A 23,082-nucleotide genomic window follows, 5' to 3' on the forward strand; every position below is an offset into this window, starting at 1 on the left:
CATGGCAGAGCCGAAGAAAGACGAATTTCTGGAAGACATCGCCGAGGTCGAGGCGGAAGAGCTGGCGGAACAGATCGAGGAGATCACCGACGACCAGGCCGAGATCGATGCGCTGCGCGCCGAACGGGACCAGTTCAAGGACCGGTTCCTGCGCGCGCTGGCCGATGCCGAAAATGCGCGCAAGCGCGGCGACAAGGCGCGGCGCGATGCGGAAATGTACGGCGGGTCGCGGCTGGCCCGCGACATGCTGCCGGTCTATGACAACATGAAACGCGCACTGGACGCGGTGAGCGACGAACAAAGGGAAGGTTCGGCCGGTCTGATCGAGGGGATCGAGCTGACCATGCGCGAATTGCTGAGTGTTTTCGGCAAGCACGGTGTCCAGGTGGTGTCGCCCGAAATCGGCGACCGGTTCGATCCGCAGATGCACGAGGCCATGTTCGAGGCGCCGGTGCCGGGCACGCGCGCGGGGGACATCATCCAGGTGTCGGCCGAGGGTTTCATGCTGCATGACCGGCTGTTGCGCCCGGCGCAGGTCGGTGTGTCCTCGACGCCTGCGTCGTGAAGCGGAACGCGCCTTGCGGCGCGTGCCTCCGGCGGGGATATTTCTGGCAAGAGGAAGGGGCGGTCAGGTGCTGGCCGCCTCTTTCAGCCTGTAGATCAGGTCGAGCGCGTCGCGCGGTGTGAGCGCGTCTGGGTGGATGTCTTCGAGCATTTCCAGCACCGGGACGGAAACCGGGGCTGGTGGCGGTGTAGCTGGCGCGGGCGGCGCGGCCGAGAACAGCGGCAGGTCGTCGATCAGCGCTTTCGGCGTTGCCGCATCGCCGTCGCGTTCACCTTTCTCGAGCGCCTCGAGAACGACGCGCGCGCGCGCCACGACCGTTGCCGGCAGTCCAGCCAGCTGCGCCACCTGCACGCCGTAGGACCGGTCCGCCGCGCCCTTGCGGACCTCGTGCAGAAAGATCACCTCGCCGTCCCATTCCTTGACCGAGACGGTAGCGTTTTCGACCCCGTCGAGCTTGCCGGCCAGGGCGGTCAGTTCGTGATAATGGGTGGCGAACAGGGCGCGGCAGCGATTGGCGGAATGCAGGTGTTCCAGCGTGGCCCACGCGATCGACAGGCCGTCATAGGTGGCGGTGCCGCGTCCGATTTCGTCCAGGATCACCAGCGCCCGGTCATCGGCCTGGTTCAGGATGGCCGCGGTTTCGACCATTTCGACCATGAAGGTCGACCGCCCGCGGGCGAGGTCGTCGGCGGCGCCGACGCGGCTGAACAGCTGGCTGACCAGGCCCACATGGGCGCGGTCGGCAGGCACATGGCTGCCGATCTGCGCCAGCAGCCCGATCAGCGCGTTCTGCCGGAGAAAGGTCGATTTGCCCGACATGTTCGGTCCGGTCAGCAGCCAGATCGCGGCGCGGCTATCCGCGTTGAGGTCGCAATCATTGGCGACGAAAGGCGTCTCGCCCTGCATGCGCAGCGCCTGTTCCACCACCGGGTGCCGGCCGCCGGAGATATCGAAAACGCGCGAGCCGTCAACGGTGGGGCGGCACCAGTTCTCGGCCCTCGCAAGATCGGCAAGGGCCGTCGTCAGGTCGATCTCGGCGAGGGCGCGGGCCGCGGTGCTGATCGCGGCGGCGTGGTCCAGCACCGCGGCGCGCAGGGTTTCGAACAGGCGCTTTTCGATCTCGAGCGCCCGGTTGCCCGCATTCAGGATGCGGGTTTCCATCTCGCTGAGTTCAACGGTGGTGAACCGCAGCTGGTTGGCGGTGGTCTGGCGGTGAATGAAGGTCTCCGACAGGGGTTCGGACATCATCCGGCCCGCATGGGTGGCGGTGGTTTCGATGAAATAGCCCAGCACGTTGTTGTGCTTGATCTTGAGCGAGCTGATGCCGGTGCGTTCGGCATAGTCGCGCTGCAGTCTGGCGATCACGGACCGGCCTTCGTCGCGCAGGGTCCGGGCGTCGTCGAGATCGCTGTCATGGCCCGGCGCGATGAACCCGCCGTCACGCGCCAGCAGCGGCGGCTCCGCGACCAGCGCGGCATCGAGCAGGCCGGACAGCGCGTCGAAACCGGTGAGATTGGCCAGCGCGCGGGTCAGCAGGTCCGGCAGGTCATCGGGGTGGCAGGTGGCGGCGATCGCGGCGGCCTGCGCGAGCCCGCCACGGATCGCCGCGAGGTCGCGCGGGCCGCCGCGATCCAGCGACAGCCGCGACAGGGCGCGGTCGAGGTCCGGTGTCTTGCGCAGGGCGGTGCGCAGGTCTTCGGCGGTCCGCGTGTCGTCGCGGGTAAAATCCACCGCGGCCAGCCGTGCATGGATCACGTCGAGCGCCAGCGACGGGCTGCAGAGCCGCTGTTCCAGCAGCCGAGCGCCGGCGGGGGTCACGGTGCGGTCGATCACCGACAGCAGCGACCCGGCCCGCCCGCCGGACAGGGCGTGGGTCAGTTCGAGATTGCGCCGCGTGGCGGCGTCGATCTGCATCACCGTGTCCTGGGATTCGGTCTGCGGCGGCTGCAGGAGCGGCAGTTTTCCCTTCTGCGTGATCTCGAGATAGTCGATCAGCGCGCCCATTGCCGAGAGTTCGGCCCGCCCGTAGCTGCCGAACCCGTCCAGCGTGTCGACCCGGTAGAGCGCGCAGAGCCGTCTGGTGGCGGCGGCGCTGTCGAAACTGGCCCGACCGAGCGGCGTGAGCGCGATGCCCAGGTCATCGGCGATCGTGTCCACCACCCGGTCTTCGCCATCGGCGACGACCAGTTCGGAGGGGGCGAGCCGCGCCAGTTCCGGCGACAGCCGGGCGGGCGCCATCGCCATGACGTGAAAGGCACCGGTCGAGATGTCGACCCAGGCCAGCGCGGCGCTGTCGCGCACCCGGGCGTGGGCGGCCAGGAAATTGTGGCGCCGCGCCTCGAGCAGCGCGTCCTCGGTCAGGGTGCCGGGCGTGACCACGCGCACGACGTCGCGTTTGACCACCGATTTCGATCCGCGTTTCCTGGCTTCGGCGGGGCTCTCCATCTGTTCGCAGACCGCGACCCGGAACCCCTTGCGGATCAGCGTCAGCAGATAGCCTTCGGCGGAATGCACCGGGACGCCGCACATCGGGATGTCGGCGCCGTCATGTTTGCCGCGTTTGGTCAGCGCGATATCCAGCGCGCCGGCGGCGGCAACCGCGTCGTCAAAGAACATCTCGTAGAAATCGCCCATGCGATAGAACAGCAGGGCGTCGGCATGGGCCGCCTTGATGTCCAGATATTGCGCCATCATCGGCGTGACACCGGCCACTTTCCTATGATCCCCTGCTCGTTGATTGGCGGCGACATTACTGATCCGCCCGGCGCGGCGAAAGGCGAAATCGCATTGTGTGATTGAGGCGCTGGCGGGCCTGCGCTAAGACGCACGGACGGCAAGAAGAGGAGCGCCGCCATGGCCAAGGTCAAGTTTACAGCTGAGGAGGCGCTGACGTTCCATCTCGAACCCAGCCCGGGCAAGTTCGAGATACAGGCCACCGTGCCGATGACGACCCAGCGCGACCTGTCGCTGGCCTATTCGCCGGGCGTGGCCATTCCCTGCGAGGCGATCGCCGAGAATCCCGAAACCGCCTATGACTATACCAACAAGGGCAATCTGGTGGCGGTGATTTCCAACGGCACGGCGGTGCTGGGGCTCGGCAACCTGGGCGCGCTGGGGTCCAAGCCGGTGATGGAAGGCAAGGCGGTGCTGTTCAAGCGGTTCGCCGACGTGAACAGCATTGATATCGAGCTGGATACCGAGGATCCGGATGAATTCTGCCGTGCGGTGCGGCTGATGGGGCCGACCTTTGGCGGCATCAACCTCGAAGACATCAAAGCGCCGGAATGTTTCATCATCGAGCAGCGGCTCAAGGAAGAGATGGATATCCCGGTCTTTCACGACGACCAGCACGGCACCGCCGTGATCTGCACCGCCGGGTTGATCAACGCGCTGCACCTGTCGGGCAAGAAGATCGAGGACGTGAAGATCGTGCTGAACGGCGCGGGTGCGGCGGGGATCGCCTGTATCGAGCTGCTCAAGGCGATGGGTGCGCGGCATGACAATTGCATCACCTGCGACACCAAGGGCGTGATCTGGCAGGGCCGGACCGAGGGCATGAACCAGTGGAAATCGGCTCATGCGGTCAAGACCGACCTGCGCACGCTGGAGGAGGCCATGGTCGGTGCCGACGTGTTCCTGGGCGTGTCCGCGAAAGGGGCGGTCACGCAGGACATGGTCAAGTCGATGGCCGACAACCCGGTGATCTTTGCCATGGCCAACCCCGATCCCGAGATCACTCCGGAAGAGGCGCATGAGGTGCGGCCCGATGCCATCGTTGCAACCGGGCGCAGCGACTATCCGAACCAGGTCAACAACGTGCTGGGCTTTCCCTATCTCTTCCGGGGCGCGCTGGACATCCATGCCCGCGCGATCAATGACGACATGAAGATCGCCTGCGCCCGCGCGCTGGCCGAACTGGCGCGGCTGGACGTGCCGGACGAGGTCGCGCTGGCCTATGGCCGCAATCTGACCTTCGGGCGCGACTACATCATTCCCACCCCGTTCGACCCCCGGCTGATCCATGTGGTTCCCCCGGCGGTGGCACGGGCGGGGATGGATACCGGCGCCGCGCGGCGCCCGATCATCGACATGGATGCCTACGAGGTGTCGCTGAAATCGCGGATGGACCCGACCGCCAGCATCCTGCGCGGGATGAACACGCGGGCCCGCAAGGCACAGGCGCGGATGATCTTTGCCGAGGGCGACGACCCGCGCGTGCTGCGTGCCGCGGTGATGTATCAGCGCAACGGCATGGGCAAGGCGCTGGTGGTGGGCCGCCAGGACGACGTGCGCGCCAAGCTGGAAGCCAGCGGTTTGGCCGAAGCGGTGCGGGAACTAGAAATAGTTAATGCGGCGAATACCCAACACCTTGATACATATAAGGAATTCTTGTATCGGCGGTTGCAGCGCAAGGGCTTTGACACGCAAGATGTTCACCGCCTGGCCGCCCGTGACCGGCATGTTTTTTCGGCTCTGATGCTGGCCCATGGGCATGGCGACGGCATGGTCACCGGCGCGACCCGGAAATCCGCGCATGTGCTCGAACGGATCGGCCATGTCTTTGATGCCGATGCCGCGCATGGCGCGGCCGGGGTTACCGCCGTCCTGCACCGGGGGCGGATCGTGCTGATCGCGGACACGCTGGTGCATGAATGGCCCGACGCCGAGGATCTCGCGAATATCGCCGAACGCGCGGCGGGAGTCGCGCGGCACATGGGGCTCGAACCGCGGGTGGCCTTTGTCAGTTTCTCGACCTTCGGATACCCGGTTTCCGAACGGGCCGAAAAGATGCACCGCGCGCCCGAGGTGCTGTCGCGGCGCGGTGTCGATTTCGAGTTCGAAGGCGAGATGACGGTGGATGTGGCGCTGAACGTCCAGGCGCAGGCGGCCTATCCGTTTTCGCGGTTGACCGGCCCGGCCAATATCCTCGTGGTGCCCGCCCGGCACTCCGCCAGCATCTCGGTCAAGCTGATGCAGGAAATGGGCGGCGCCACGGTGATCGGCCCGATCCTGACGGGGGTGGACCGGCCGATCCAGATCTGTTCGGCGGTTTCGACCGCCAACGATATCCTGAACATGGCGGTGCTGGCGTCCTGCGAAATCAAGTGACGCGAATCGCCGTGAGCCCTGCAAAAGAGTCATGGCGGAATTCGAGAATTGGCTGATGTGATGCCATGCGGAACGGCCTAGATGGTGCGCGACACGCCATCCAGGGCGTTATTGCAAAGGCAGAACAATGGCTATCCAGACACAGAGATTTCCCAACCAGCGGGAAGTCCAGGCATACATCGACGAGGCGCGCAGGCAGCGGGCCGAGTATATCCAGGAACTGTTGCGTTCGGTTTTCCGCAGATCCGCGCAGTCGATCGACAAGGCGATGCCGCGCCGGTTCTCGCGGGCCTGAAAGCGACCGGTTCCGGCGTCGCCCCGATGCTGACGCCGGCGGTAACGAACGATATGGCGGCGCCTCAGGCGCCGCCAATCTCTTGCAGCGTATGTTCGCAGCGCCGGCCGTCGAAAAAGGCGCCCAGAATGTCGGCAAAGACCGGCGGCGCATCCGGCACCGCGGCAAACAGCGTCATCGAAGACCGCAGCTTCATCGCGTCGATCCTGCCCAGGATCGTTTCGGCGCACGCATCGCGATGGGACAGCAGCAATTCGCCCACCTCGACCAGCCGCGCCCGCAATTCGGGATGCGCCAGATAGGCGCGGGCCTCGGCCAGATCGTGCAGCCCATAGAGCTGGGACATGGGCGATTGCCCGAGCGAGGCGAGCTGCGGGAACACGAACCACATCCAGTGGCTTTGCTTGCGCCCCGCGGCCAGTTCCGATGTCACCTGGTCCCAGACCGCGTTCTGGGCGTCCAGGAACAGGTCGGGATCGGTCTCGTCGCTCACTTTGCCCGCCGGTCCCGCATCGCCAGCAGCCGCAGCCGCAGCGCGTTCAGCTTGATGAACCCGGCGGCGTCCTTCTGGTCATAGGCGCCGGCGTCGTCCTCGAAGGTCACATGCTCTTCGGAATAGAGCGACTGGTCCGACCAGCGGCCAACCGTGGATGCGAGACCCTTGAACAGCCTGACCCGGACCGTGCCCGTCACATGTTCCTGGCTCTTGTCGATGGCGGCCTGCAGCATCTCGCGTTCCGGCGAATACCAGAAACCGTTGTAGATCAGTTCCGCATATTGCGGCATCAGCTGGTCCTTCAGGTGCATCGCGCCGCGGTCCATCGTGATCGATTCGATGCCGCGATGCGCCTCGAGCAGGATCGTCCCGCCCGGCGTTTCATAGATGCCGCGCGATTTCATGCCCACGAACCGCCCCTCGACCAGGTCGAGCCGGCCGATCCCGTGCCTGCGCCCATAGTCGTTCAGCGCGGTCAGCAGCGTGGCCGGCGACATGGCCTGGCCGTTGATCGCCACCGCGTCGCCCTTTTCAAAGGCGATCTCGATATATTCCGGGGTATCCGGCGCGTCCTCGGGGTTCACGGTGCGCTGATAGACATAGTCCGGCGCCATTTCGGCCGGATCTTCGAGCACCTTGCCCTCGGACGAGGTGTGCAACAGGTTCGCATCGACCGAGAACGGCGCTTCGCCGCGCTTGTCCTTGGCAATCGGGATCTGATGCGCCTCGGCAAATTCCAGCAGCCGGTTGCGGCTGGTCAGGTCCCATTCCCGCCAGGGCGCGATCACTTTGATGTCGGGGTTCAGCGCATAGGCCGCAAGTTCGAACCGCACCTGGTCGTTGCCCTTGCCGGTGGCGCCATGCGCGACCGCATCGGCGCCGGTTTCCTCGGCGATCTCGATCAACCGCTTGGAAATCAGCGGGCGCGCGATCGACGTGCCCAGCAGGTAGAGCCCTTCATATTGCGCATTGGCGCGGAACATCGGGAACACGAAATCGCGCACGAATTCCTCGCGGATGTCCTCGATGTGAATGTTCTCGGGCCTGATGCCGAGCATCTCGGCCTTGTTCCGCGCGGGCTCCAGTTCTTCGCCCTGGCCCAGATCGGCGGTGAAGGTCACCACTTCGCAGCCATATTCGGTTTGCAGCCATTTCAGGATGATCGAGGTGTCGAGGCCGCCGGAATAGGCCAGGACAACTTTCTTGGGCGCACTCATCGGGTTTCCTCACGTTTGGAACGGCAGCGGGTTACCGGGTTTTCGGGGGCGGGGCAAGGCGGCGCGCTTGCGCCAGTCACAAAGCTGCGCCAGACAGGGGCATGAGCGATTTTCCTGCCCGCGCCCGCATGGCCGAAGCCGCCATGCGCACGGTGTTTCCAGCCACCCCGCTGCAACACAACCGCCACCTGTCCGACCGGTTCGGCGCCGATATCTGGCTCAAGCGCGAAGATCTGAGCCCGGTGCGGTCCTACAAGCTGCGCGGCGCGTTCAACGCCATGCGCAAGCAGCCGGATCATGGTCTGTTCGTTTGCGCCAGCGCCGGCAACCATGCGCAGGGCGTTGCCTTCATGTGCCGGCATATGGGCGTGCGCGGGGTGATCTTCATGCCAGTCACGACGCCCGAACAGAAGATTCTGAAAACCCGGATGTTTGGCGGCGACCGGATCGAGATACACTTGGTCGGCGACTATTTCGACGATACGCTGGCCGCCGCGCAGCAATGGTGCGCGGTCGAGGGCGGTCATTTCCTGTCGCCCTTCGACGACCCCGACGTGATCGAGGGCCAGGCATCGGTCGCCGTGGAAATCGAGATGCAGCTGGGCCGGGCGCCCGGCCATGTGGTGTTGCCGGTGGGCGGCGGCGGCATGTCCTCGGGGGTGGCGACCTGGTTCGGGGATCGGGCGCGCTGCCATTTCGTCGAACCGGCGGGCGGGGCCTGCCTGCGGGCGGCGCTCGAAACCGGGGCGCCGGTGGCGCTCGACATCGTCGACAATTTCGTCGATGGCGCGGCGGTGGGCCGGATCGGCGACCGGCCGTTTGAGTTGTTGCGGCACGTTCCGGCGGAGGATGTCGTGGTGCTGGGCGAAGACCGCATCTGCGCCACGATGATGGAGATGCTCAATGTCGAGGGGATCGTCCTGGAACCCGCCGGCGCCCTTTCGGTCGAGGCGCTGGGCGATCTGCGCGACGCGATCCGGGGACAGACCGTGGTCTGTGTCACCTCGGGGGGCAATTTCGATTTCGAACGCCTGCCCGAGGTAAAGGAACGCGCGCAACGCTGGTCGGGGCGAAAGAAGTATTTCATCCTGCGGCTGCCGCAGCGCCCCGGCGCGCTGCGCGAGTTCCTGGCCGTGCTCGGCCCCGACGACGATATCGCCCGGTTCGAGTATCTCAAGAAATCGGCCCGCAATTTCGGCTCGGTGCTGATCGGCATCGAAACATCCAGGCCAGAGAACTTCGACGCGCTGTTCGCGCGGCTCGATGACCTGGGTTTCACCTATTCAGACATCACCAATGACGAGATCCTGGCCCAGTTCGTGATCTGATCCCGGACCTCATCCGGAAAAACGTTCGACGACCCCGGCCGTGAAGGCGGCGACGGATCGGTCATAGCCGTCAATGATCGCGTTCAGATCGATGGTATTGCCCTGCCCGGCCGCGGCGGCCGCTTCGCCCTGCTGGCACATCCGGGAAAACTCGGCAAAGCCGAGATTGAGCGCGCTGCCTTTCAGGAAATGCAGCGGCGCCTCGAGCGACGCCGGATCGGCCCCGCCGCGCAGTTCGGCGATCGTTTCCCCGACCTCGTCGAGAAAGATCTCGATGATCTCGCCGAAATCATCGGCGCCGACCTCATCGCGCAGGTCGCTGACGCGCGCCCAATCAATCATGGTATACCCGTGGTGGCCTGTCCCCTCAGTTTCACCCGGAACCGGTTATCAGGATATGAACGGCGGCGGCGTAATCGTGACAATTTTCGGTTTTACCCTGCGTTAGGAATTCTGCCGCAATCTCTCGCAATGGGGCATGCCCCGATTTTTGCGTGAGAAGCCATTGCCAAAGTTATTCGATTTGTCGGACGAAACCGCCGGTTCCGAACCGGTGCGCCGTATCCTGGTTGTCGATGACAGCCGTCTGCAACGCCAAATCCTGGTCAGGATGCTGCGACGTTGGGGGTTCGCGGTGACCGAGGCCGAAAGCGGCGAGGCGGCGCTGGAAATCTGCAATCGCGACCGGCCCGAAATGGTGCTGAGCGACTGGATGATGCCCGGCATGACGGGGCTGGATTTCTGCCGCGCCTTCCGCGACCAGTCGGGCGATGGCTATGGCTATTTCATCCTGTTGACGTCGAAAACCGACAAGGCCGCCGTAGCGCAGGGGCTGGATGCCGGCGCCGACGATTTCCTGTCGAAACCGGTGGATGCCGACGAATTGCGCGCGCGTATCAAGGCCGGCGAACGCATCCTGGGGATGCAGCACGAACTTTCGGCCAAGAACAGCGTCATCTCCGAGACCCTGGAGAAATTGCAGGCCGCCTATGACCGGATCGACGAAGACCTGGTGCAGGCGCGCAAGATCCAGCAATCGCTGGTGCCCGAACGCAACCGATGCTTTGGCGCATCGCAGGTTTCCCTGCTGCTGAAACCCAGCGGTCACATCGGTGGCGACCTGGTGGGCATGTTTTCACCCCGCGACGACCAGGTCGGATTCTACAGTATCGACGTTTCCGGGCATGGCATCACCTCGGCCCTGATGACCGCCCGGCTCGGCGGCCACCTGAACGCGGTGCATTTCGATGAAAACCTGGCCATGTCGCGGAAAAACGGCGCCTATTCGCTGCGCGAACCGGGCGAGGTCGCCGCGACCCTCAACGGCCGCCTGCTGGCGCATGAGGGGGTCGAGGAGTATTTTACCATGGCCTATGCAATGGCCGATCTGGCCACCGGACGGGTGAAGCTGACGCAGGCAGGGCATCCGCACCCCCTGCTGATCCGGCGCGACGGCGGCATGGAACTGGTCGGCGAGGGCGGCCTGCCGGTCGGGTTGCTGCCCGATGCGCGGTTCGATCACACCGAGCTCACGATGCAACCGGGCGACCGGTTGCTGCTCTATTCCGACGGGTTCACCGAATGCCCGCTGGGGCGCGGCGGCATGCTGGGCGATGACGGGCTGAAGAACCTCGTGCGCAGATGCATTTCACAGCGCGACGGCAAGGCGTTTCTGGACGCCCTGTTCCGGTCGCTGACCCGGATCATGTGCCCCGTGACCGGCATGGATGACGATGTGTCGGCGACGTTGTTCGACTTTGGCGCACCCGGCTGAGCCGTCACCCCGCAACGGCCCGGCGGGATCTGCGCGCATGCCGTTCGGCAAAATGCCTGTCGCCCGCATTGCCCAGCATTTTCGCGGCGTCCCCTGCCGAAATCCACAGCGCGGTATGCCCGGCCTCGTGCGGCGGCCCGAGCGGGCGCACGGGGCGCGCGGTGTAGATCAGGCAGATCTTTTCCGCCCAGAGATCGTATTCGGGCATATAGGTGAAGCGGCGGAACGCGCCGACACGGCGCGGCGCCGCGATCAGCCAGCCGGTTTCCTCGAGCACCTCGCGATGCAGCGCGGTGACCGGCGATTCGCCGGGATCGATGCCGCCGCCGGGCAGTTGCAGCTCCGGTCCCGGATCGTGCTGGCAGGTGATCAGCAGATCGCCGCCCTGTGGCAACAACGCATAGACGCCGGGCCGCCGCACATATCGCCGCCCGGCCTCGGGGACCGTTCCGAACCTTCTGATCATGGTTGCCCTTTTGATCCCCGCTTGCCGCACCTATATTGCTGCGATATGCCAATCCGTGGCGTGCAAGGAAACCCCATGACACTCGGAACGAAAATCGCGTGGGACGATACCGTCCTGCCCTTCCAGCTTGATGCAACCGACATGCGCGGCCGCGTGGTGCGGCTCGACGGCGTGCTCGACGGCATCCTCCGGCAGCATGCCTACCCGCCGCAGGTCGAGGCACTGGTGGCGGAAATGGCGTTGCTGACCGCGCTGATCGGCCAGACCGTCAAGCTGCGCTGGAAGCTGTCGCTGCAGGTGCAGTCCAAGGGGGCGGTGCGCATGATCGCGACCGATTACTATGCGCCGCAGACCGAGGGCGAACCGGCGCGCATCCGCGCCTATGCCAGTTTCGATGCCGACCGCCTGACCGATGGCGCGCCGATCGATCAGGTCGGCGAAGGGTATTTCGCCGTGCTGATCGACCAGGGCAAGGGCAGCCAGCCCTACCAGGGCATCGCGCCGCTGGTGTCCGGATCGCTGAGCGACAGCGCCGAGGCGTATTTCATGCAGTCCGAACAGCTGCCGACGCGGTTCAAGCTCAGTTTTGGCCGCTCGACCGTGCCGGGCGAGCCCGAACACTGGCGCGCGGGCGGGATCATGCTGCAACACCTGCCGCCGGCCACCGGCCAGGCAAAGGCCGATGATGGAGACGAGCCCTGGAACCGGGTCAACATCCTGCTCGATACCGTCGACGAACTCGAGCTGATCGGCCCGTCCCTGCCGCCCACCGACCTGCTGCTGCGCCTGTTTCACGAGGAATCGCCCCGCGTCTACGACACCCAGCCGGTCCGGTTCGGCTGCACCTGTTCCGAGGACCGCGTGCGCCAGAGCCTGTCGATCTATTCGGCCCGCGATATCGAAAAGATGACCACCGACGAGGGAACGGTGACGGCGGACTGCCAGTTCTGCAGCGCGCATTACGTTCTCGATCCGGCGACGGTCGGGTTCGATGCGGCAAAGCCCGTCGATGAGTGACATCGTCGACCGGCTGCACGCGGCGCTGGCGGCGCCGGGCGATGCCTCGTCGGATTTCGATCTGAACCCCGACGCCGTTCTGCCCGCAAACCGGCGTTTGCGGCAGGCGGGCGTGCTGGTTCTGGTGTCGGTGGCGGACGGCCCGCCCCGGCTGATCCTGACGAAACGGTCCTCGGCGCTGAAACACCATCCGGGCCAGATCGCGTTTCCCGGCGGAAAACAGGATCCCGGCGATGTCGATGCCATCGCCACCGCGCTGCGCGAGGCCGAGGAGGAAATCGGTCTGCCGCGCGATCTGCCGCAGATCATCGGCACCATGCCGGCGCATGAAACGGTAACCGGCTTCAACGTTACGCCGGTTCTGGCGCTGATCGATACGCCTTTTCGCGCGGTGGCCGAGCCGGGCGAGGTGGACGAGATCTTCTCGGCCCCTCTCAGCCACCTGATGGCGCCGGACAACTATCTGGTGGAATCGCGCATCTGGCGCGGTGCGCGGCGGTATTACTATGCGGTGCCCTACGGCCCCTATTACATCTGGGGCGCAACCGCACGGATGCTGCGCGCGCTGTCGTCCAGGATGGCACAGTGACCCGGGTTTCGGGCGACTGGCTGACCGACGCCCGAACCCAGGCGGTCTGCGCGGCGCTGACCGGGGGTGGCGCACAGGCGCTGTTCGTGGGGGGCTGCGTGCGCAACGCGCTGATCGGCGTGCCGGTTTCGGATATCGACATCGCCACCGATGCCCGCCCCGACCGGGTGATCGACCTGGCCCGGGCGGCGGGGCTCAAGGCGATCCCCACCGGTATCGACCATGGCACCGTGACGCTGGTGGCGGGTGGCCTGGCCCATGAGGTCACGACCTTTCGCCGCGACATAACCACCGACGGACGCCGCGCGGTTGTCGCCTTTTCCGACCGGGTCGAAGAAGACGCGGCGCGGCGCGATTTCACGATGAACGCGCTTTATGCACGGCCTGACGGGGTGCTGCTGGACCCGCTGGGCGGCCTGTCCGACCTGCAGGCGCGGCGGGTCCGGTTCATCGGCGATGCCGGGCGCCGCATCGTCGAGGATTATCTGCGATCGCTGCGCTATTTTCGGTTTCATGCCCATTACGGCGACGCCGGGGCGGGGTTCGACCCGCAGGCGCTGGCGGCGATCTCGACCCATCTCGACGGGCTGGACAGCCTGTCGCGCGAACGGGTGGGTGCCGAACTGCTCAAGCTGCTGGCAGCACCCGATCCGGCCCCGTCCGTGGCGGGAATGCGCGCCACCGGCGTGCTGGGGCGGGTGCTGCCGGGGGCGGACGACACCGCGCTGGCGCCGCTGGTCCATCTGGAGGATGCGCTGGGCCTGACGCCCGATCCGATCCTGCGGCTGGCGGCGCTGGTCGGTGAGGCAGGCACGTTGCGGCTGAGCCGGGCGCAGATGGCGGCGCTGGACGTGTTTCGAACCGGTGCGCAGGGCGCGATGCCCGCCGCCGAACTGGGCTATCGGCTGGGGGTGGCGCCGGCGCTCGGGGCGCTGGCTCTGCGTGCCGCGTGTCTCGGGCTGGCGCCTGATGACGATGCGCGGGCCGAGGCCGAAAAGGGCGCGGCGTCGGTGTTTCCCGTCAGGGCGGCCGACCTGATGCCCGGGCTGAGGGGCCGCGCGCTGGGCGACCGCCTGGCAGAGCTTGAAGGCGACTGGGTCGCATCGGGTTTCACCCTGTCCCGCGCGGCCTTGCTGGCGAAGGGGTGACAATGGCGGCGGATTTCGCTATGCACGTCCCCGAATCTAAGTCGGAGGAATGCAGCATGTATCACGGGATCTGGAACAGCCCCAGCTGATATTCCGCCCGTTCGGGTGGCGTATCGGCTTCGTCACGCGCCCGCATCTGCATTCTGCTCTTGCCTGTCATGAGGCTCCGACATGTTCCGTTACTTCGAAAATCTCGTCGACCCTTACGTTGACTACACCGTCAAGGATCGGCCGCCGACCCGGCTCTGGCCGTTCCTGTGGGATTACGCACAACCGTTCCGCAAGGTGTTCCTGCTGGCTGGCCTGCTGTCCATCGTGGTCGCGGCGGTCGAAATCTGGCTGATCTACTACATGGGCCGGGTGGTCGACCTGATGACCGGCGAGCCGGCCAGGGTCTGGGCCGAACATGGGTCCGAACTGTTGCTGGTCGCGGCATTCGTGCTGCTGGTCCGCCCGGCGCTGCATGTGCTGGACGTGCTGGTGCTGAACAACGCGGTGATGCCCAATTTCGGCACCCTGATCCGCTGGCGCGCGCACAAGCATGTGCTGCGTCAGTCGGTCGGGTGGTTCGAGAACGATTTTGCCGGCCGGATCGCCAACCGGATCATGCAGACGCCCCCCGCCGCGGGCGAGGTGGTGTTCCAGGTCTTTGACGCCATCGCCTTTGCGCTGGCCTATATGGTCGGGGCCGCGGTGCTGCTGATGGCGGCGGATGCGCGGCTGTTGCTGCCGTTGCTCATCTGGCTGGCGCTCTACGCCGTGCTGGTGCGCTGGACCCTGCAACGGGTCGGCCCGGCGTCCAAGGCGGCGTCGGATGCGCGGTCCACTGTCACCGGCCGGGTCGTGGACAGCTATACCAATATCCATTCGGTCAAGATGTTTGCCCATAACGACCACGAACTCGACTATGCCCTCGAAGCGATCGAAAACACCCGCAGGACCTTTCAGGTCGAGATGCGGATCTACACGGTCATGGACGTGGTTCTGGTCACCCTGAACGGCCTGCTGATCGTCGGTGTCGTCGGCTGGGCGGTGCTGCTGTGGATGCAGGGGCAGGCCTCGGTCGGCGTGGTTGCCGCGGCCTCGGCGCTGACGCTTCGGCTGAACGCGATGACCGGCTGGATCATGTGGGCGCTGACCACGTTTTTCCGGCAACTCGGCGTTGTCGCGGAAGGGATGGAGACCATCGCCCAGCCGATCGACCTCGTCGACCGGCCCGGCGCATCGGCGCTGGCGCTGCGGGACGGGCGCATCGACATTCGCGGGCTGTCGCATCACTACGGCCGCGATGGCGGCGGGCTGGACCATGTGTCGCTGTCCATCGAACCCGGCGAAAAGGTCGGGCTGATCGGCCGGTCGGGGGCGGGCAAATCGACCCTGGTCAAGCTGCTGCTGCGGTTCTACGACGCCGAACAGGGTGTGATCGAGATCGACGGCCAGGATATCTCGAAGGTGACGCAGGACAGCCTGCGCCGGCAGATCGGCATGGTACAGCAGGACAGCGCCTTGCTGCACCGGTCGGTGCGCGACAATCTTCTCTATGGCCGTCCCGATGCCACCGAGGACCAGATGATCGCCGCCGCGCGCCGCGCCGAGGCGCATGAGTTCATCCTGGACCTGGAGGACCCGCAGGGGCGGCGCGGCTATGACGCCCATGTGGGCGAACGCGGCGTGAAACTGTCCGGTGGCCAGCGCCAGCGGGTGACGCTGGCCCGCGTGGTGCTCAAGGATGCGCCGATCCTGCTGCTGGACGAAGCCACGTCGGCGCTCGACAGCGAGGTCGAGGCGGCGATCCAGAACACGCTCTATGGCATGATGGAGGGCAAGACGGTGATCGCCATCGCGCATCGGCTGTCCACCATCGCGCGGATGGACCGGATCCTGGTGATGGATCGCGGCCGGATCGTCGAAGAGGGCAACCACGCCGCGTTGCTGGCGCGGGGCGGGCTCTACGCGCAGTTCTGGGCGCACCAGTCGGGCGGGTTCCTGAACACCGAAGAGGTCGAGGCGGCCGAGTGAGCGTGACGGTCGATATCGACCGGCTGGGTCACCAGGGCGACGGGATCGCGGCCGGACCGGTATTCGTGCCGCGCACGCTGCCGGGTGAACGGGTCAGCGGCGACCCTGACGGCAAGGCGCTGCGCGACGTGCGGATCGAGCGGCCCTCGCCGGACCGGGTCAGGGCGCCCTGCCCCCATTACGATGCCTGCGGCGGTTGCCAGTTGCAGCACGCGAGCGATGACTTCGTCGCCGGCTGGAAACTCGATGTCGTGCGCTCGGCATTGGCGGCGCAGGGGCTCGACGCGCCGTTCGGACCGATCGCCACGTCACCGCCCGCGTCGCGCCGCCGTGCGACCCTGGCGGTGCGGCGCACCAGGAAAGGTGCGCTGGCCGGGTTTCACGGGCGTGCCTCGGGCACGATCACGGCGATCCCGGATTGCCGGTTGCTGTCGCCCCGGCTGATGGCCGGATTGCCGGCGGCCGAGGCGCTGGCGCTGGCAGGGGCCAGCCGCAAGGGCGTGCTGGATGTGGCGCTGACCGATGCCGTAGCGGGGCTGGACGTGGCGGTGACCGGCGGCAAACCCCTGGACGGGCCGTTGCGGGTGCAGCTCGCCGCGCTGGCGGAAACCCATGATCTCGCGCGGCTGGCCTGGGACGACGAGGTGGTGGTGACCCGCCGCCCGCCCGTCCAGCGCATGGGCAACGCCGAGGTGGTGCCGCCGCCGGGCGCGTTCCTGCAGGCCACGGCCCATGGCGAGGCGGCGCTGCTGGCGGCGGTGCGTGACGCGCTGGGCGATGCGGCGCGGGTCGTCGACCTGTTCGCGGGCTGCGGCACCTTCACCCTGCCACTGGCGGAAACCGCGCAGGTTCACGCCGTCGAAGGATCCGCGGCCATGCTCGGGGCGCTGGAGCTGGGATGGCGCAAGGCACCCGGCCTGAAGGCCGTCACGACCCGCCCCCGCGACCTGTTCCGCAATCCGCTGACCGCGGGTGAATTTGCGGGGATCGACGCGGTGGTGATCGACCCGCCACGCGCCGGGGCCGAGGCACAGGTGGCCGAGCTGGCCTCGGCGCAGGTGCCGCGTATCGCCTATGTGTCGTGCAACCCCGTCACCTTCGCCCGCGACGCGGCACGGCTGGTGGCGGCCGGATACCGGATCGACCGGGTGCAGGTGGTGGACCAGTTCCGCTGGTCGGCGCATTGCGAACTTGCGGCATCGCTTTCGCTGGCCCATATGGCAGCTGCGGACTGAACGGGCCGAGAGGACATGATGCGGGAAAAATTGGCGCAATGGCTGGACCGCCCGCTGGTGGGCCAGGTGATCACGGGCGTGATCCTGTTCAACGCGGTGCTGCTGGGGATGGAAACCGCGCCATCGATCATGGACCGCGCCGGTCATACGATCGAGCTGCTGGACAAGCTCTGCCTTGCGGTCTTCGTGGCCGAGATCGCCGCCAAGCTGGTCGCGCACGGACCGCGGTTCTTCCGCAACGGGTGGAACGTGTTCGATTTCCTGATCGTCGGCATCGCGCTGATCCCGGCGGCGCAGGGGCTGTCGGTCCTGCGGGCGCTGCGGATTCTGCGGGTGCTGCGGGTGGTGTCGGTCGCGCCCAGCCTGCGCCGCGTCGTCGAAGGGTTCATCACCGCCCTGCCCGGCATGGCCAGCGTGTTCCTGCTGATGACGATCATCTTCTATATCGGCGCGGTGATCGCGACCAAGCTGTTCGGCCAGGCCTTCCCCGACTGGTTCGGCGACCTGGGCCTGTCCGCCTATTCCCTGTTCCAGATCATGACGCTGGAAAGCTGGTCGATGGGCATCGTGCGCCCGGTGATGGAGATCTATCCCTATGCCTGGGCGTTCTTCGTGCCGTTCATTCTGGTGACCACCTTCGCGGTCGTGAACCTGGTGGTCGGCCTGATCGTGAACTCGATGCAGGACGCGCATCATGCGGATGAAGGCGAACGGACCGACGCCTATCGCGACGAGGTTCTGGCGCGGCTCGAAGCGATCGAAACGCGGCTTTCGGGTGACGCTTCGCGGTGAAGTCAAGACCGGGGTTTTGATTTTCTTAACGAAGAACTGTAGAGATGAACCGAGGCAAACTGGCAGAGAATCAGACAGATGAAACGACGTAACTTCGGTTTGGGGGCTGCGGCGATGCTGGGGCTTGGAGCCTGCAGCAGCAGCAAGTTCCTGAAATATAACGGGCCGGAAGTCACCGGTATGGTGGTCAACAAGGGCGAACGCCGACTCTACCTGCTGCACCACAAGGAAATTCTCGAGCATTACAAGGTGGATCTGGGTTTCAATCCGGTTGGCGACAAGAAGGTCGAAGGCGACGGCCGCACGCCCGAGGGCACCTATTACATCGACCGGCGCAATCCCCGCAGCGACTTTCACCTGTCGGTGGGGATCTCCTATCCCGATGCACAGGACATGGCCGAGGCCCAGGCGCTGGGAATGAAACCCGGCGGCAACATCTTCATCCACGGTGAGCCCAACACCTACAAGGCCAAGGGACGCGACTGGACAGCCGGTTGTATCGCGGTGAAGAACAAGGAAATCGAACAGATCTACGCCATGGTGCGCGACGGCACGCCGATCAGCATCTGGGCGTAGGGGTCACTCACGACAATTTTGGTGGTTTGGCAGCAGGGGTGGCCCCCCTGCCTGCCGGCTGCGACGGGTTCTAGTTCCCCATCAGCAAGGTCCACCAGATCTTGCCGTTTCTTTGTTGATACCACGAGAAACCCATGTTGATGGCCTGCGGGTCCATGAGGATCTGGCGCGTGTCCTTCTGGTCCATCCACGCGGCCAGGGTTTCCAGCTCGGTTTCGTAGGTCTCCGAGATCACCTCGCCCAGCATCGTGCCGGGATAGCCGGTGCGGGCGACGCGGTCGATCGGGGACGATCCGTCAGACCCGAAATGCCAGGGCCGGCCCTGGTTGGCCATGTCGCGCGAATGGGTCGCGGCGGCGGCGGTGAGCTTGGATTCTAGCTGAACCGGCCCGGCGCCCGAGGCCGAACGCAGCGAGTTGAGCGAATCGAGCATCCGGAACTGGACTTTCGATTCCTGACCCTTGCGGATCCGCGTCACTTTCGGCGGCGCGAGACCGTCCGGCCCCGGTGCGGTCTGCGGATACGGGTCGCAGGCGGCAAGCCCGAAGGCGACGATCAACAGGGAAAGAAAAAGGCGCACGGGATCCCCTCGCGAATTCTGGTTCACCAACAGCGTTTACCTCGGGTTTACAGGCGGCGCAAATCGCAACAGGCTCAGGTTCGGCAAGAATCAGCGGTTTGATTTGCGACTGCGACTTTCCCGCCATATGATTGCCTCATTCCGGAACATCTTGCTGATCGGATTGCGCCATGATGAAAAAGACACCGTTTCACCCCAATCGCCGAAGCTTTCTGATCGGCACCGCCGCTCTGGTCGGTGCGCCCGCGCTGGCGCAGGATATCGAATCCAAGCCGCCGGTGCAGCGAAACATCTCGAGTTTCCGGTCGGCCGACTGGCACACCTATTTCAGCACCCTGAATAACGGTGCGATTCTGGTCGATACCTCGTCCCGGGCGCTGCATTACTGGTCCGAGGATCAGAGCATCTATCGTCTCTATCCCTGTTCGGTCCCGCTGACCGAGGACATGACCCGCCGCGGACGCACCAGCGTCGTGCAAAAGGTCGAAGGCCCGAGTTGGGCCCCGACGCCGTCGATGAAACGGCGGAACCCGGAATGGCCCGATTTCATCCCGCCGGGACCGGAAAATCCGCTGGGCACACACGCGCTGTATCTGGGCTGGAAATATTATCGGATCCACGGCACCCACGACACGCGCAAGATCGGCCGGCGGTCCTCGAACGGGTGCATCGGCCTCTACAACAGGAACATCGCCGAACTGTTTTCGCTCGCGAAGAACGGCACGCAAGTGTTGCTAATTTGACGACATTTCGGTGTTGAAAGCGGCCCCCGCGATTCCAAAGATTGCAAGACCGGGGCCTTGCTTCATAGAAGACACTCACGAGGTAGTACTTGACTGTGCGGACCCGGCAAAACCGGGCCGCGCATTATCTGGAGACAAAACATGAAGAAACTCGTTCTCGCAGCCGCCTTCACCGCAGCCGCATCGACCGCCTTTGCCGGCAGCCTGGCCGAGCCCGTCGTCGAAGCCCCGGTGATCGTTGAAGAAACCCAAGGCTCGTCCGACGGCATCCTGCTGCCGCTGGTTCTGCTGGCGCTGGTTGCAGCGGCTGTTGCCGCCAACTGAGCCTGACCGGGCAATCAGTTACGAAAAGGCGGTGATTTCTCACCGCCTTTTTTCATGTCCCGATTCATGTCCGGTTTCATCTCCGGGCCGCCGGGGCCGGGCGCATGGTCGGTTCAGTCGATCCAGCCGGCAAGGTTGCGGTCGATCTGCCGCAGCAGTGCCGCGATATGGGCGTCGTCGTCGTTGAGGCAGGGGATATAGGTAAAGCTCTCGCCGCCGGCCTCGACAAAACTGTCGCGGATCTCCTCGTTGATCTCTTCCAGCGTTTCGATGCAATCGGCGGAAAAGGCCGGCGCGCAGATGGCGATTCGCTTCTTGCCCGCCTTCGCCAGCCGCGCGACTTCCTCGACCGTGTAGGGTTGCAGCCAGTCCTCGGGGCCGAACCGGGATTGGAACGTGGTGATGATCCGATTGCTGTCCCAGCCCAGTTTCTCGCGCAGCAGACGCGTGGTTTTCTGGCATTGGCAGTGATAGGGGTCACCCTCGGTCAGGTAACGCGCGGGCAATCCGTGATAGGAACACACCAGCACGTCGGGGTCGTGATCCAGCCCCGCACAGGCGCGCGTGACCGACCCGGCCAGGGCCTCGACATAGAGAGGGTCGTCGAAATAGGGCGGGACCGTCCGCGTCGCGGGCTGCCATTTTTCATCCATCAGCGCGCGAAAGAACTGGTCGTTGGCGGTTGCCGTGGTGGCGCCCGCATATTGCGGGTAGAGCGGAAAGAAGAGGATCTTCTGGCAGCCCGCATCGATCATCTCGCGCAGCTTCGATTTCACCGACGGGTTGCCGTAGCGCATGCAGTAATCAACCCGGACCGCATCGCCATGCCGGTTGTTCAGCGCCGTTGCGATCTTGTCGGTCTGCGCCCTGGTGATCGTCATCAGCGGGCTTTCGTCCGCCTCAGTGTTCCAGATCGACCTGTAGGCCGCGCCCGAGGCAAACGGGCGGCGCGTCAGCACGATACCCTGCAGGACCGGCTGCCATTTCCACGCGGGGTAGTCGATCACCCGCTTGTCGGACAGGAACTCGTTCAGATAGCGCCGCATCGACCAGTAGTCGTGGTTGTCGGGGGTCCCGAGATTGGCGAGCAGCACGCCGATTCGCGCGGGCGGCAGCGTCGGGTGATCTTCGGGAGCGTGGGCGGCGTGGGTCGGCGTGGCGGTCATCGTGGTTCCTGTGGCTGCGCGTAGCTTGCAAATAGCGGCTGACAGGCCGGAATCAATCCGGCAACCGGGTTTCGGTGCTGTTCAGGGCGTCGGCCAGTCGCGCCTGCGCCGATCCGGGCCGCAACGGCTGCGGCTGGCTCGCGTCGGGCGCCCAGCCGGTCAGGCAGATCAGTTCGAACGTGGCCGGCAGGCGGTTGGCCTCGGTGGCGAACCCGGCCCGGTAAACCGATTCGGCGCGGGCAAACAGCGCCCGCCGCGTCGGGTGGCGCGGCCGGCCCGCCATCGCTCCGGTTTCTCCCATCGCCCGCAGATCGTGCATCAGGTGCGGCAGGTCCCGGTATTCGGCGGTCAGCGAAACCGCGTCGGCCACCGGCAGGGCCAGCCCGGCCCGTTGCAGCAGTGCGCCGGCCTCGCGCAGTTCCGCCATCGGCGCCACGCGGGGAGACAGGCCGCCGGTGATGTCGCTTTCCGCCAGCGTCAGCGCGTGGCGCAGTTCGGCCAGCGTGCGCCCGCCCGGCGAAACGCACAGGAACAGCCCGTCCGGCACCAGCGCGCGGCGGCACTGGATGATCTGGCCCACCGGATCGTTGGCCCAGTGCAGCGCCATTGCGTGGATCACCAGATCATGGCTGCCCGGTTCCAGCGCGAGCGTGTCATCGTCACCCACGATCGCCGCGCCGGGAAAGGCCCCGCGCCAGAATTCCGGCAGGCCGGTGACGATGGCCGGCGCGGTAAAGGATCTCTTAACCATCGACAGGCGATCCTGCACCTCGTCCAGCGCGGCGCGATGCAGGAACGGATCGCCGCCGATCGCGGCGGCGCGGATACGGTGCCGGGTCAGCGCATCGCGGTCGAACAGAAGGGGGCCCTGGGTCATGGGTGCTAACTAGGGCAATGCGGGGCCGGATACAAACCGTGGTGGCGCTGCTCTATCCGCCTCGGTGCCTGGGCTGCGGCGACATGGTCGAAAGCGATTTCGGCCTGTGTGGCCGGTGCTGGCGGGATACGCCCTTTATCGGCGGGACGGTCTGCGATGCCTGCGGCACCCCGTTGCCCGGTTCCGATGACGGGCACCGGCTGGAATGCGACGACTGCATGGAGCGACCGCGGCCTTGGGGCCGGGGCCGGTCGGCCCTGCTGTACCGGGATCGCGCCCGCGCGCTGGTTCTCGCGCTCAAGCACGGCGACCGGGCCGAGATGGCGAAACCGGCGGCAAAATGGATGATGCGCGCGGCCAGGCCGCTGCTGCGGCCCGGCATGTTGGTGGCGCCGGTTCCGCTGCACTGGTCGCGGCTGCTGCGGCGGCGCTACAACCAGTCGGCGCTGTTGTCGCAGGCGCTGGCGGGCGAGGCCGGGCTGGCCTGTTGCCCCGACCTGCTGCAACGGGTTCGCCGCACCGCCAAACAGGACGGCAAGAACGTCGCGGACCGGTTTGCCGAACTGGCCGGCGCCATCGCGCCGCATCCCGGCCGGCGGCATCGCATGGCGGGGCGCGCGGTCCTGCTGGTCGATGACGTGATGACATCGGGCGCCACGCTGTCGGCCTGTACGACGGCCTGTCTCGACGCGGGGGCGGCGCGTGTCGATGTGGTCACACTGGCGCGTGTGACCAGAGATGACTAAATCCATGCAAACGGGATCGT

General features: G+C 65.9%; 23 protein-coding genes. 15 read left to right on the forward strand and 8 right to left on the reverse strand.

All coding sequences use genetic code 11. The features are described from left to right. The first annotated feature begins 1 nt into the window (after position 1). Entirely contained in the window at positions 2–565 is a 564-nt protein-coding gene (locus C6Y53_RS09245; protein ID WP_106472170.1) for a nucleotide exchange factor GrpE, read from the forward strand. A gap of 63 nt (positions 566–628) precedes the next feature. Here C6Y53_RS09245 and mutS read toward each other — a convergent pair whose 3' ends face one another. After that, complete coding sequence (gene mutS, locus C6Y53_RS09250; RefSeq protein ID WP_211299521.1) at positions 629–3,259, reverse strand: DNA mismatch repair protein MutS; 2,631 nt, start codon at positions 3,257–3,259, stop codon at positions 629–631. Between the two features lie 159 nt (positions 3,260–3,418). Between mutS and C6Y53_RS09255 the strand changes: the two genes are divergently transcribed. After that, positions 3,419–5,674, forward strand: coding sequence for an NADP-dependent malic enzyme (locus tag C6Y53_RS09255; RefSeq protein WP_106472172.1), 2,256 nt, complete (start codon positions 3,419–3,421; stop codon positions 5,672–5,674). Between the two features lie 127 nt (positions 5,675–5,801). Further along, entirely contained in the window at positions 5,802–5,969 is a 168-nt protein-coding gene (locus C6Y53_RS20995) for an RSP_7527 family protein (protein ID WP_211299501.1), read from the forward strand. A 64-nt stretch (positions 5,970–6,033) separates the two neighbouring features. On the opposite strand, the gene C6Y53_RS09260 is transcribed toward C6Y53_RS20995, so the two are convergent. Together C6Y53_RS09260 and C6Y53_RS09265 are read right to left on the reverse strand one after the other, a co-directional pair. Next, positions 6,034–6,462, reverse strand: a complete 429-nt coding sequence (locus tag C6Y53_RS09260) for a DUF1810 domain-containing protein (protein ID WP_106472173.1) — start codon at positions 6,460–6,462, stop codon at positions 6,034–6,036. Beyond that, positions 6,459–7,682 (reverse strand): argininosuccinate synthase, encoded by a 1,224-nt coding sequence (locus C6Y53_RS09265; RefSeq protein WP_106472174.1) that lies wholly within the window; start codon positions 7,680–7,682, stop codon positions 6,459–6,461. The genes C6Y53_RS09260 and C6Y53_RS09265 overlap by 4 nt, the downstream gene beginning before the upstream one ends. Positions 7,683–7,783: 101 nt before the next feature. Here C6Y53_RS09265 and ilvA point away from each other — a divergent pair, with 101 nt between their 5' ends. Further along, positions 7,784–9,010 (forward strand): threonine ammonia-lyase IlvA, encoded by a 1,227-nt coding sequence (ilvA, locus tag C6Y53_RS09270; RefSeq protein ID WP_106472175.1) that lies wholly within the window; start codon positions 7,784–7,786, stop codon positions 9,008–9,010. 9 nt (positions 9,011–9,019) lie between these two features. Here the strand turns inward: ilvA and C6Y53_RS09275 are convergent, their stop codons facing one another. Next, entirely contained in the window at positions 9,020–9,352 is a 333-nt protein-coding gene (locus C6Y53_RS09275) for an Hpt domain-containing protein (protein ID WP_106472176.1), read from the reverse strand. Between the two features lie 163 nt (positions 9,353–9,515). On the opposite strand from C6Y53_RS09275, the gene C6Y53_RS09280 reads away from it, so the two are divergent. Then, entirely contained in the window at positions 9,516–10,784 is a 1,269-nt protein-coding gene (locus C6Y53_RS09280; protein WP_244614982.1) for a PP2C family protein-serine/threonine phosphatase, read from the forward strand. Positions 10,785–10,788: 4 nt separating this feature from the next. Here the strand turns inward: C6Y53_RS09280 and C6Y53_RS09285 are convergent, their stop codons facing one another. Continuing rightward, positions 10,789–11,250, reverse strand: a complete 462-nt coding sequence (locus C6Y53_RS09285; protein ID WP_106472178.1) for an NUDIX hydrolase — start codon at positions 11,248–11,250, stop codon at positions 10,789–10,791. A gap of 75 nt (positions 11,251–11,325) precedes the next feature. Between C6Y53_RS09285 and hslO the strand changes: the two genes are divergently transcribed. From hslO to C6Y53_RS09320, 7 genes are all read left to right on the forward strand, one after another. Further along, positions 11,326–12,267, forward strand: coding sequence for an Hsp33 family molecular chaperone HslO (gene hslO, locus C6Y53_RS09290; protein ID WP_106472179.1), 942 nt, complete (start codon positions 11,326–11,328; stop codon positions 12,265–12,267). Next, positions 12,260–12,856, forward strand: coding sequence for a CoA pyrophosphatase (locus C6Y53_RS09295; protein WP_106472180.1), 597 nt, complete (start codon positions 12,260–12,262; stop codon positions 12,854–12,856). Before hslO ends, C6Y53_RS09295 begins: the two co-directional genes overlap by 8 nt. After that, positions 12,853–14,004, forward strand: a complete 1,152-nt coding sequence (locus tag C6Y53_RS09300) for a CCA tRNA nucleotidyltransferase (RefSeq protein WP_106472181.1) — start codon at positions 12,853–12,855, stop codon at positions 14,002–14,004. The genes C6Y53_RS09295 and C6Y53_RS09300 overlap by 4 nt, the downstream gene beginning before the upstream one ends. A 171-nt stretch (positions 14,005–14,175) precedes the next feature. Beyond that, positions 14,176–16,023, forward strand: a complete 1,848-nt coding sequence (locus C6Y53_RS09305; RefSeq protein ID WP_106472182.1) for an ABC transporter ATP-binding protein — start codon at positions 14,176–14,178, stop codon at positions 16,021–16,023. Further along, the gene (locus C6Y53_RS09310; protein WP_106472183.1) at positions 16,020–17,258 is read left to right on the forward strand and encodes a class I SAM-dependent RNA methyltransferase; all 1,239 of its coding nucleotides are present in this window, start codon (positions 16,020–16,022) and stop codon (positions 17,256–17,258) included. Before C6Y53_RS09305 ends, C6Y53_RS09310 begins: the two co-directional genes overlap by 4 nt. Before the next feature lie 18 nt (positions 17,259–17,276). Next, complete coding sequence (locus C6Y53_RS09315) at positions 17,277–18,050, forward strand: ion transporter (protein ID WP_106474028.1); 774 nt, start codon at positions 17,277–17,279, stop codon at positions 18,048–18,050. A 78-nt stretch (positions 18,051–18,128) separates the two neighbouring features. Beyond that, positions 18,129–18,626: a L,D-transpeptidase family protein gene (locus tag C6Y53_RS09320; protein WP_106472184.1), complete on the forward strand. Its 498-nt coding sequence runs from the start codon at positions 18,129–18,131 to the stop codon at positions 18,624–18,626. A gap of 70 nt (positions 18,627–18,696) precedes the next feature. On the opposite strand, the gene dalA is transcribed toward C6Y53_RS09320, so the two are convergent. Further along, positions 18,697–19,206 carry a divisome-associated lipoprotein DalA gene (gene dalA / locus C6Y53_RS09325; RefSeq protein ID WP_244614983.1) on the reverse strand — a complete coding sequence of 170 codons (510 nt, stop codon included), beginning with the start codon at positions 19,204–19,206 and terminating at the stop codon, positions 18,697–18,699. 170 nt (positions 19,207–19,376) lie between these two features. Between dalA and C6Y53_RS09330 the strand changes: the two genes are divergently transcribed. Together C6Y53_RS09330 and C6Y53_RS09335 are read left to right on the forward strand one after the other, a co-directional pair. Continuing rightward, a complete protein-coding gene (locus tag C6Y53_RS09330) occupies positions 19,377–19,949 on the forward strand; it encodes a L,D-transpeptidase (protein ID WP_106472186.1) in 573 nt (190 codons plus the stop codon). A gap of 141 nt (positions 19,950–20,090) precedes the next feature. Next, positions 20,091–20,273, forward strand: a complete 183-nt coding sequence (locus C6Y53_RS09335) for a hypothetical protein (RefSeq protein WP_106472187.1) — start codon at positions 20,091–20,093, stop codon at positions 20,271–20,273. Positions 20,274–20,386: 113 nt separating this feature from the next. On the opposite strand, the gene hemH is transcribed toward C6Y53_RS09335, so the two are convergent. Beyond that, positions 20,387–21,439 (reverse strand): ferrochelatase, encoded by a 1,053-nt coding sequence (gene hemH, locus C6Y53_RS09340; protein WP_106472188.1) that lies wholly within the window; start codon positions 21,437–21,439, stop codon positions 20,387–20,389. Between the two features lie 52 nt (positions 21,440–21,491). After that, positions 21,492–22,316, reverse strand: a complete 825-nt coding sequence (locus tag C6Y53_RS09345) for a methyltransferase domain-containing protein (protein ID WP_106472189.1) — start codon at positions 22,314–22,316, stop codon at positions 21,492–21,494. Positions 22,317–22,333: 17 nt separating this feature from the next. Here C6Y53_RS09345 and C6Y53_RS09350 point away from each other — a divergent pair, with 17 nt between their 5' ends. Further along, positions 22,334–23,062 (forward strand): ComF family protein, encoded by a 729-nt coding sequence (locus tag C6Y53_RS09350; protein ID WP_106472190.1) that lies wholly within the window; start codon positions 22,334–22,336, stop codon positions 23,060–23,062. Positions 23,063–23,082 lie beyond the last annotated feature (20 nt).

The sequence above is a fragment of the Pukyongiella litopenaei genome (assembly GCF_003008555.2).
Classification (GTDB): Bacteria; Pseudomonadota; Alphaproteobacteria; order Rhodobacterales; family Rhodobacteraceae; genus Pukyongiella; species Pukyongiella litopenaei.

Bases quoted from the DNA above. Each gene is read 5' to 3' on its own strand.
- C6Y53_RS09295 (WP_106472180.1), top strand. From the start codon at position 12,260: ATGAGTGACATCGTCGACCGGCTGCACGCGGCGCTGGCGGCGCCGGGC.
- ilvA (WP_106472175.1), top strand. From the start codon at position 7,784: ATGAGCGATTTTCCTGCCCGCGCCCGCATGGCCGAAGCCGCCATGCGC.
- mutS (WP_211299521.1), bottom strand. From the start codon at position 3,259: ATGATGGCGCAATATCTGGACATCAAGGCGGCCCATGCCGACGCCCTG.
- C6Y53_RS09275 (WP_106472176.1), bottom strand. From the start codon at position 9,352: ATGATTGATTGGGCGCGCGTCAGCGACCTGCGCGATGAGGTCGGCGCC.
- hemH (WP_106472188.1), bottom strand. From the start codon at position 21,439: ATGACCGCCACGCCGACCCACGCCGCCCACGCTCCCGAAGATCACCCG.
- C6Y53_RS09265 (WP_106472174.1), bottom strand. From the start codon at position 7,682: ATGAGTGCGCCCAAGAAAGTTGTCCTGGCCTATTCCGGCGGCCTCGAC.
- C6Y53_RS09330 (WP_106472186.1), top strand. From the start codon at position 19,377: ATGATGAAAAAGACACCGTTTCACCCCAATCGCCGAAGCTTTCTGATC.
- C6Y53_RS09350 (WP_106472190.1), top strand. From the start codon at position 22,334: ATGCGGGGCCGGATACAAACCGTGGTGGCGCTGCTCTATCCGCCTCGG.
- C6Y53_RS09255 (WP_106472172.1), top strand. From the start codon at position 3,419: ATGGCCAAGGTCAAGTTTACAGCTGAGGAGGCGCTGACGTTCCATCTC.
- C6Y53_RS09320 (WP_106472184.1), top strand. From the start codon at position 18,129: ATGAAACGACGTAACTTCGGTTTGGGGGCTGCGGCGATGCTGGGGCTT.
- C6Y53_RS09245 (WP_106472170.1), top strand. From the start codon at position 2: ATGGCAGAGCCGAAGAAAGACGAATTTCTGGAAGACATCGCCGAGGTC.
- C6Y53_RS09285 (WP_106472178.1), bottom strand. From the start codon at position 11,250: ATGATCAGAAGGTTCGGAACGGTCCCCGAGGCCGGGCGGCGATATGTG.
- C6Y53_RS20995 (WP_211299501.1), top strand. From the start codon at position 5,802: ATGGCTATCCAGACACAGAGATTTCCCAACCAGCGGGAAGTCCAGGCA.
- C6Y53_RS09305 (WP_106472182.1), top strand. From the start codon at position 14,176: ATGTTCCGTTACTTCGAAAATCTCGTCGACCCTTACGTTGACTACACC.
- C6Y53_RS09335 (WP_106472187.1), top strand. From the start codon at position 20,091: ATGAAGAAACTCGTTCTCGCAGCCGCCTTCACCGCAGCCGCATCGACC.
- C6Y53_RS09315 (WP_106474028.1), top strand. From the start codon at position 17,277: ATGCGGGAAAAATTGGCGCAATGGCTGGACCGCCCGCTGGTGGGCCAG.
- C6Y53_RS09345 (WP_106472189.1), bottom strand. From the start codon at position 22,316: ATGACCCAGGGCCCCCTTCTGTTCGACCGCGATGCGCTGACCCGGCAC.
- hslO (WP_106472179.1), top strand. From the start codon at position 11,326: ATGACACTCGGAACGAAAATCGCGTGGGACGATACCGTCCTGCCCTTC.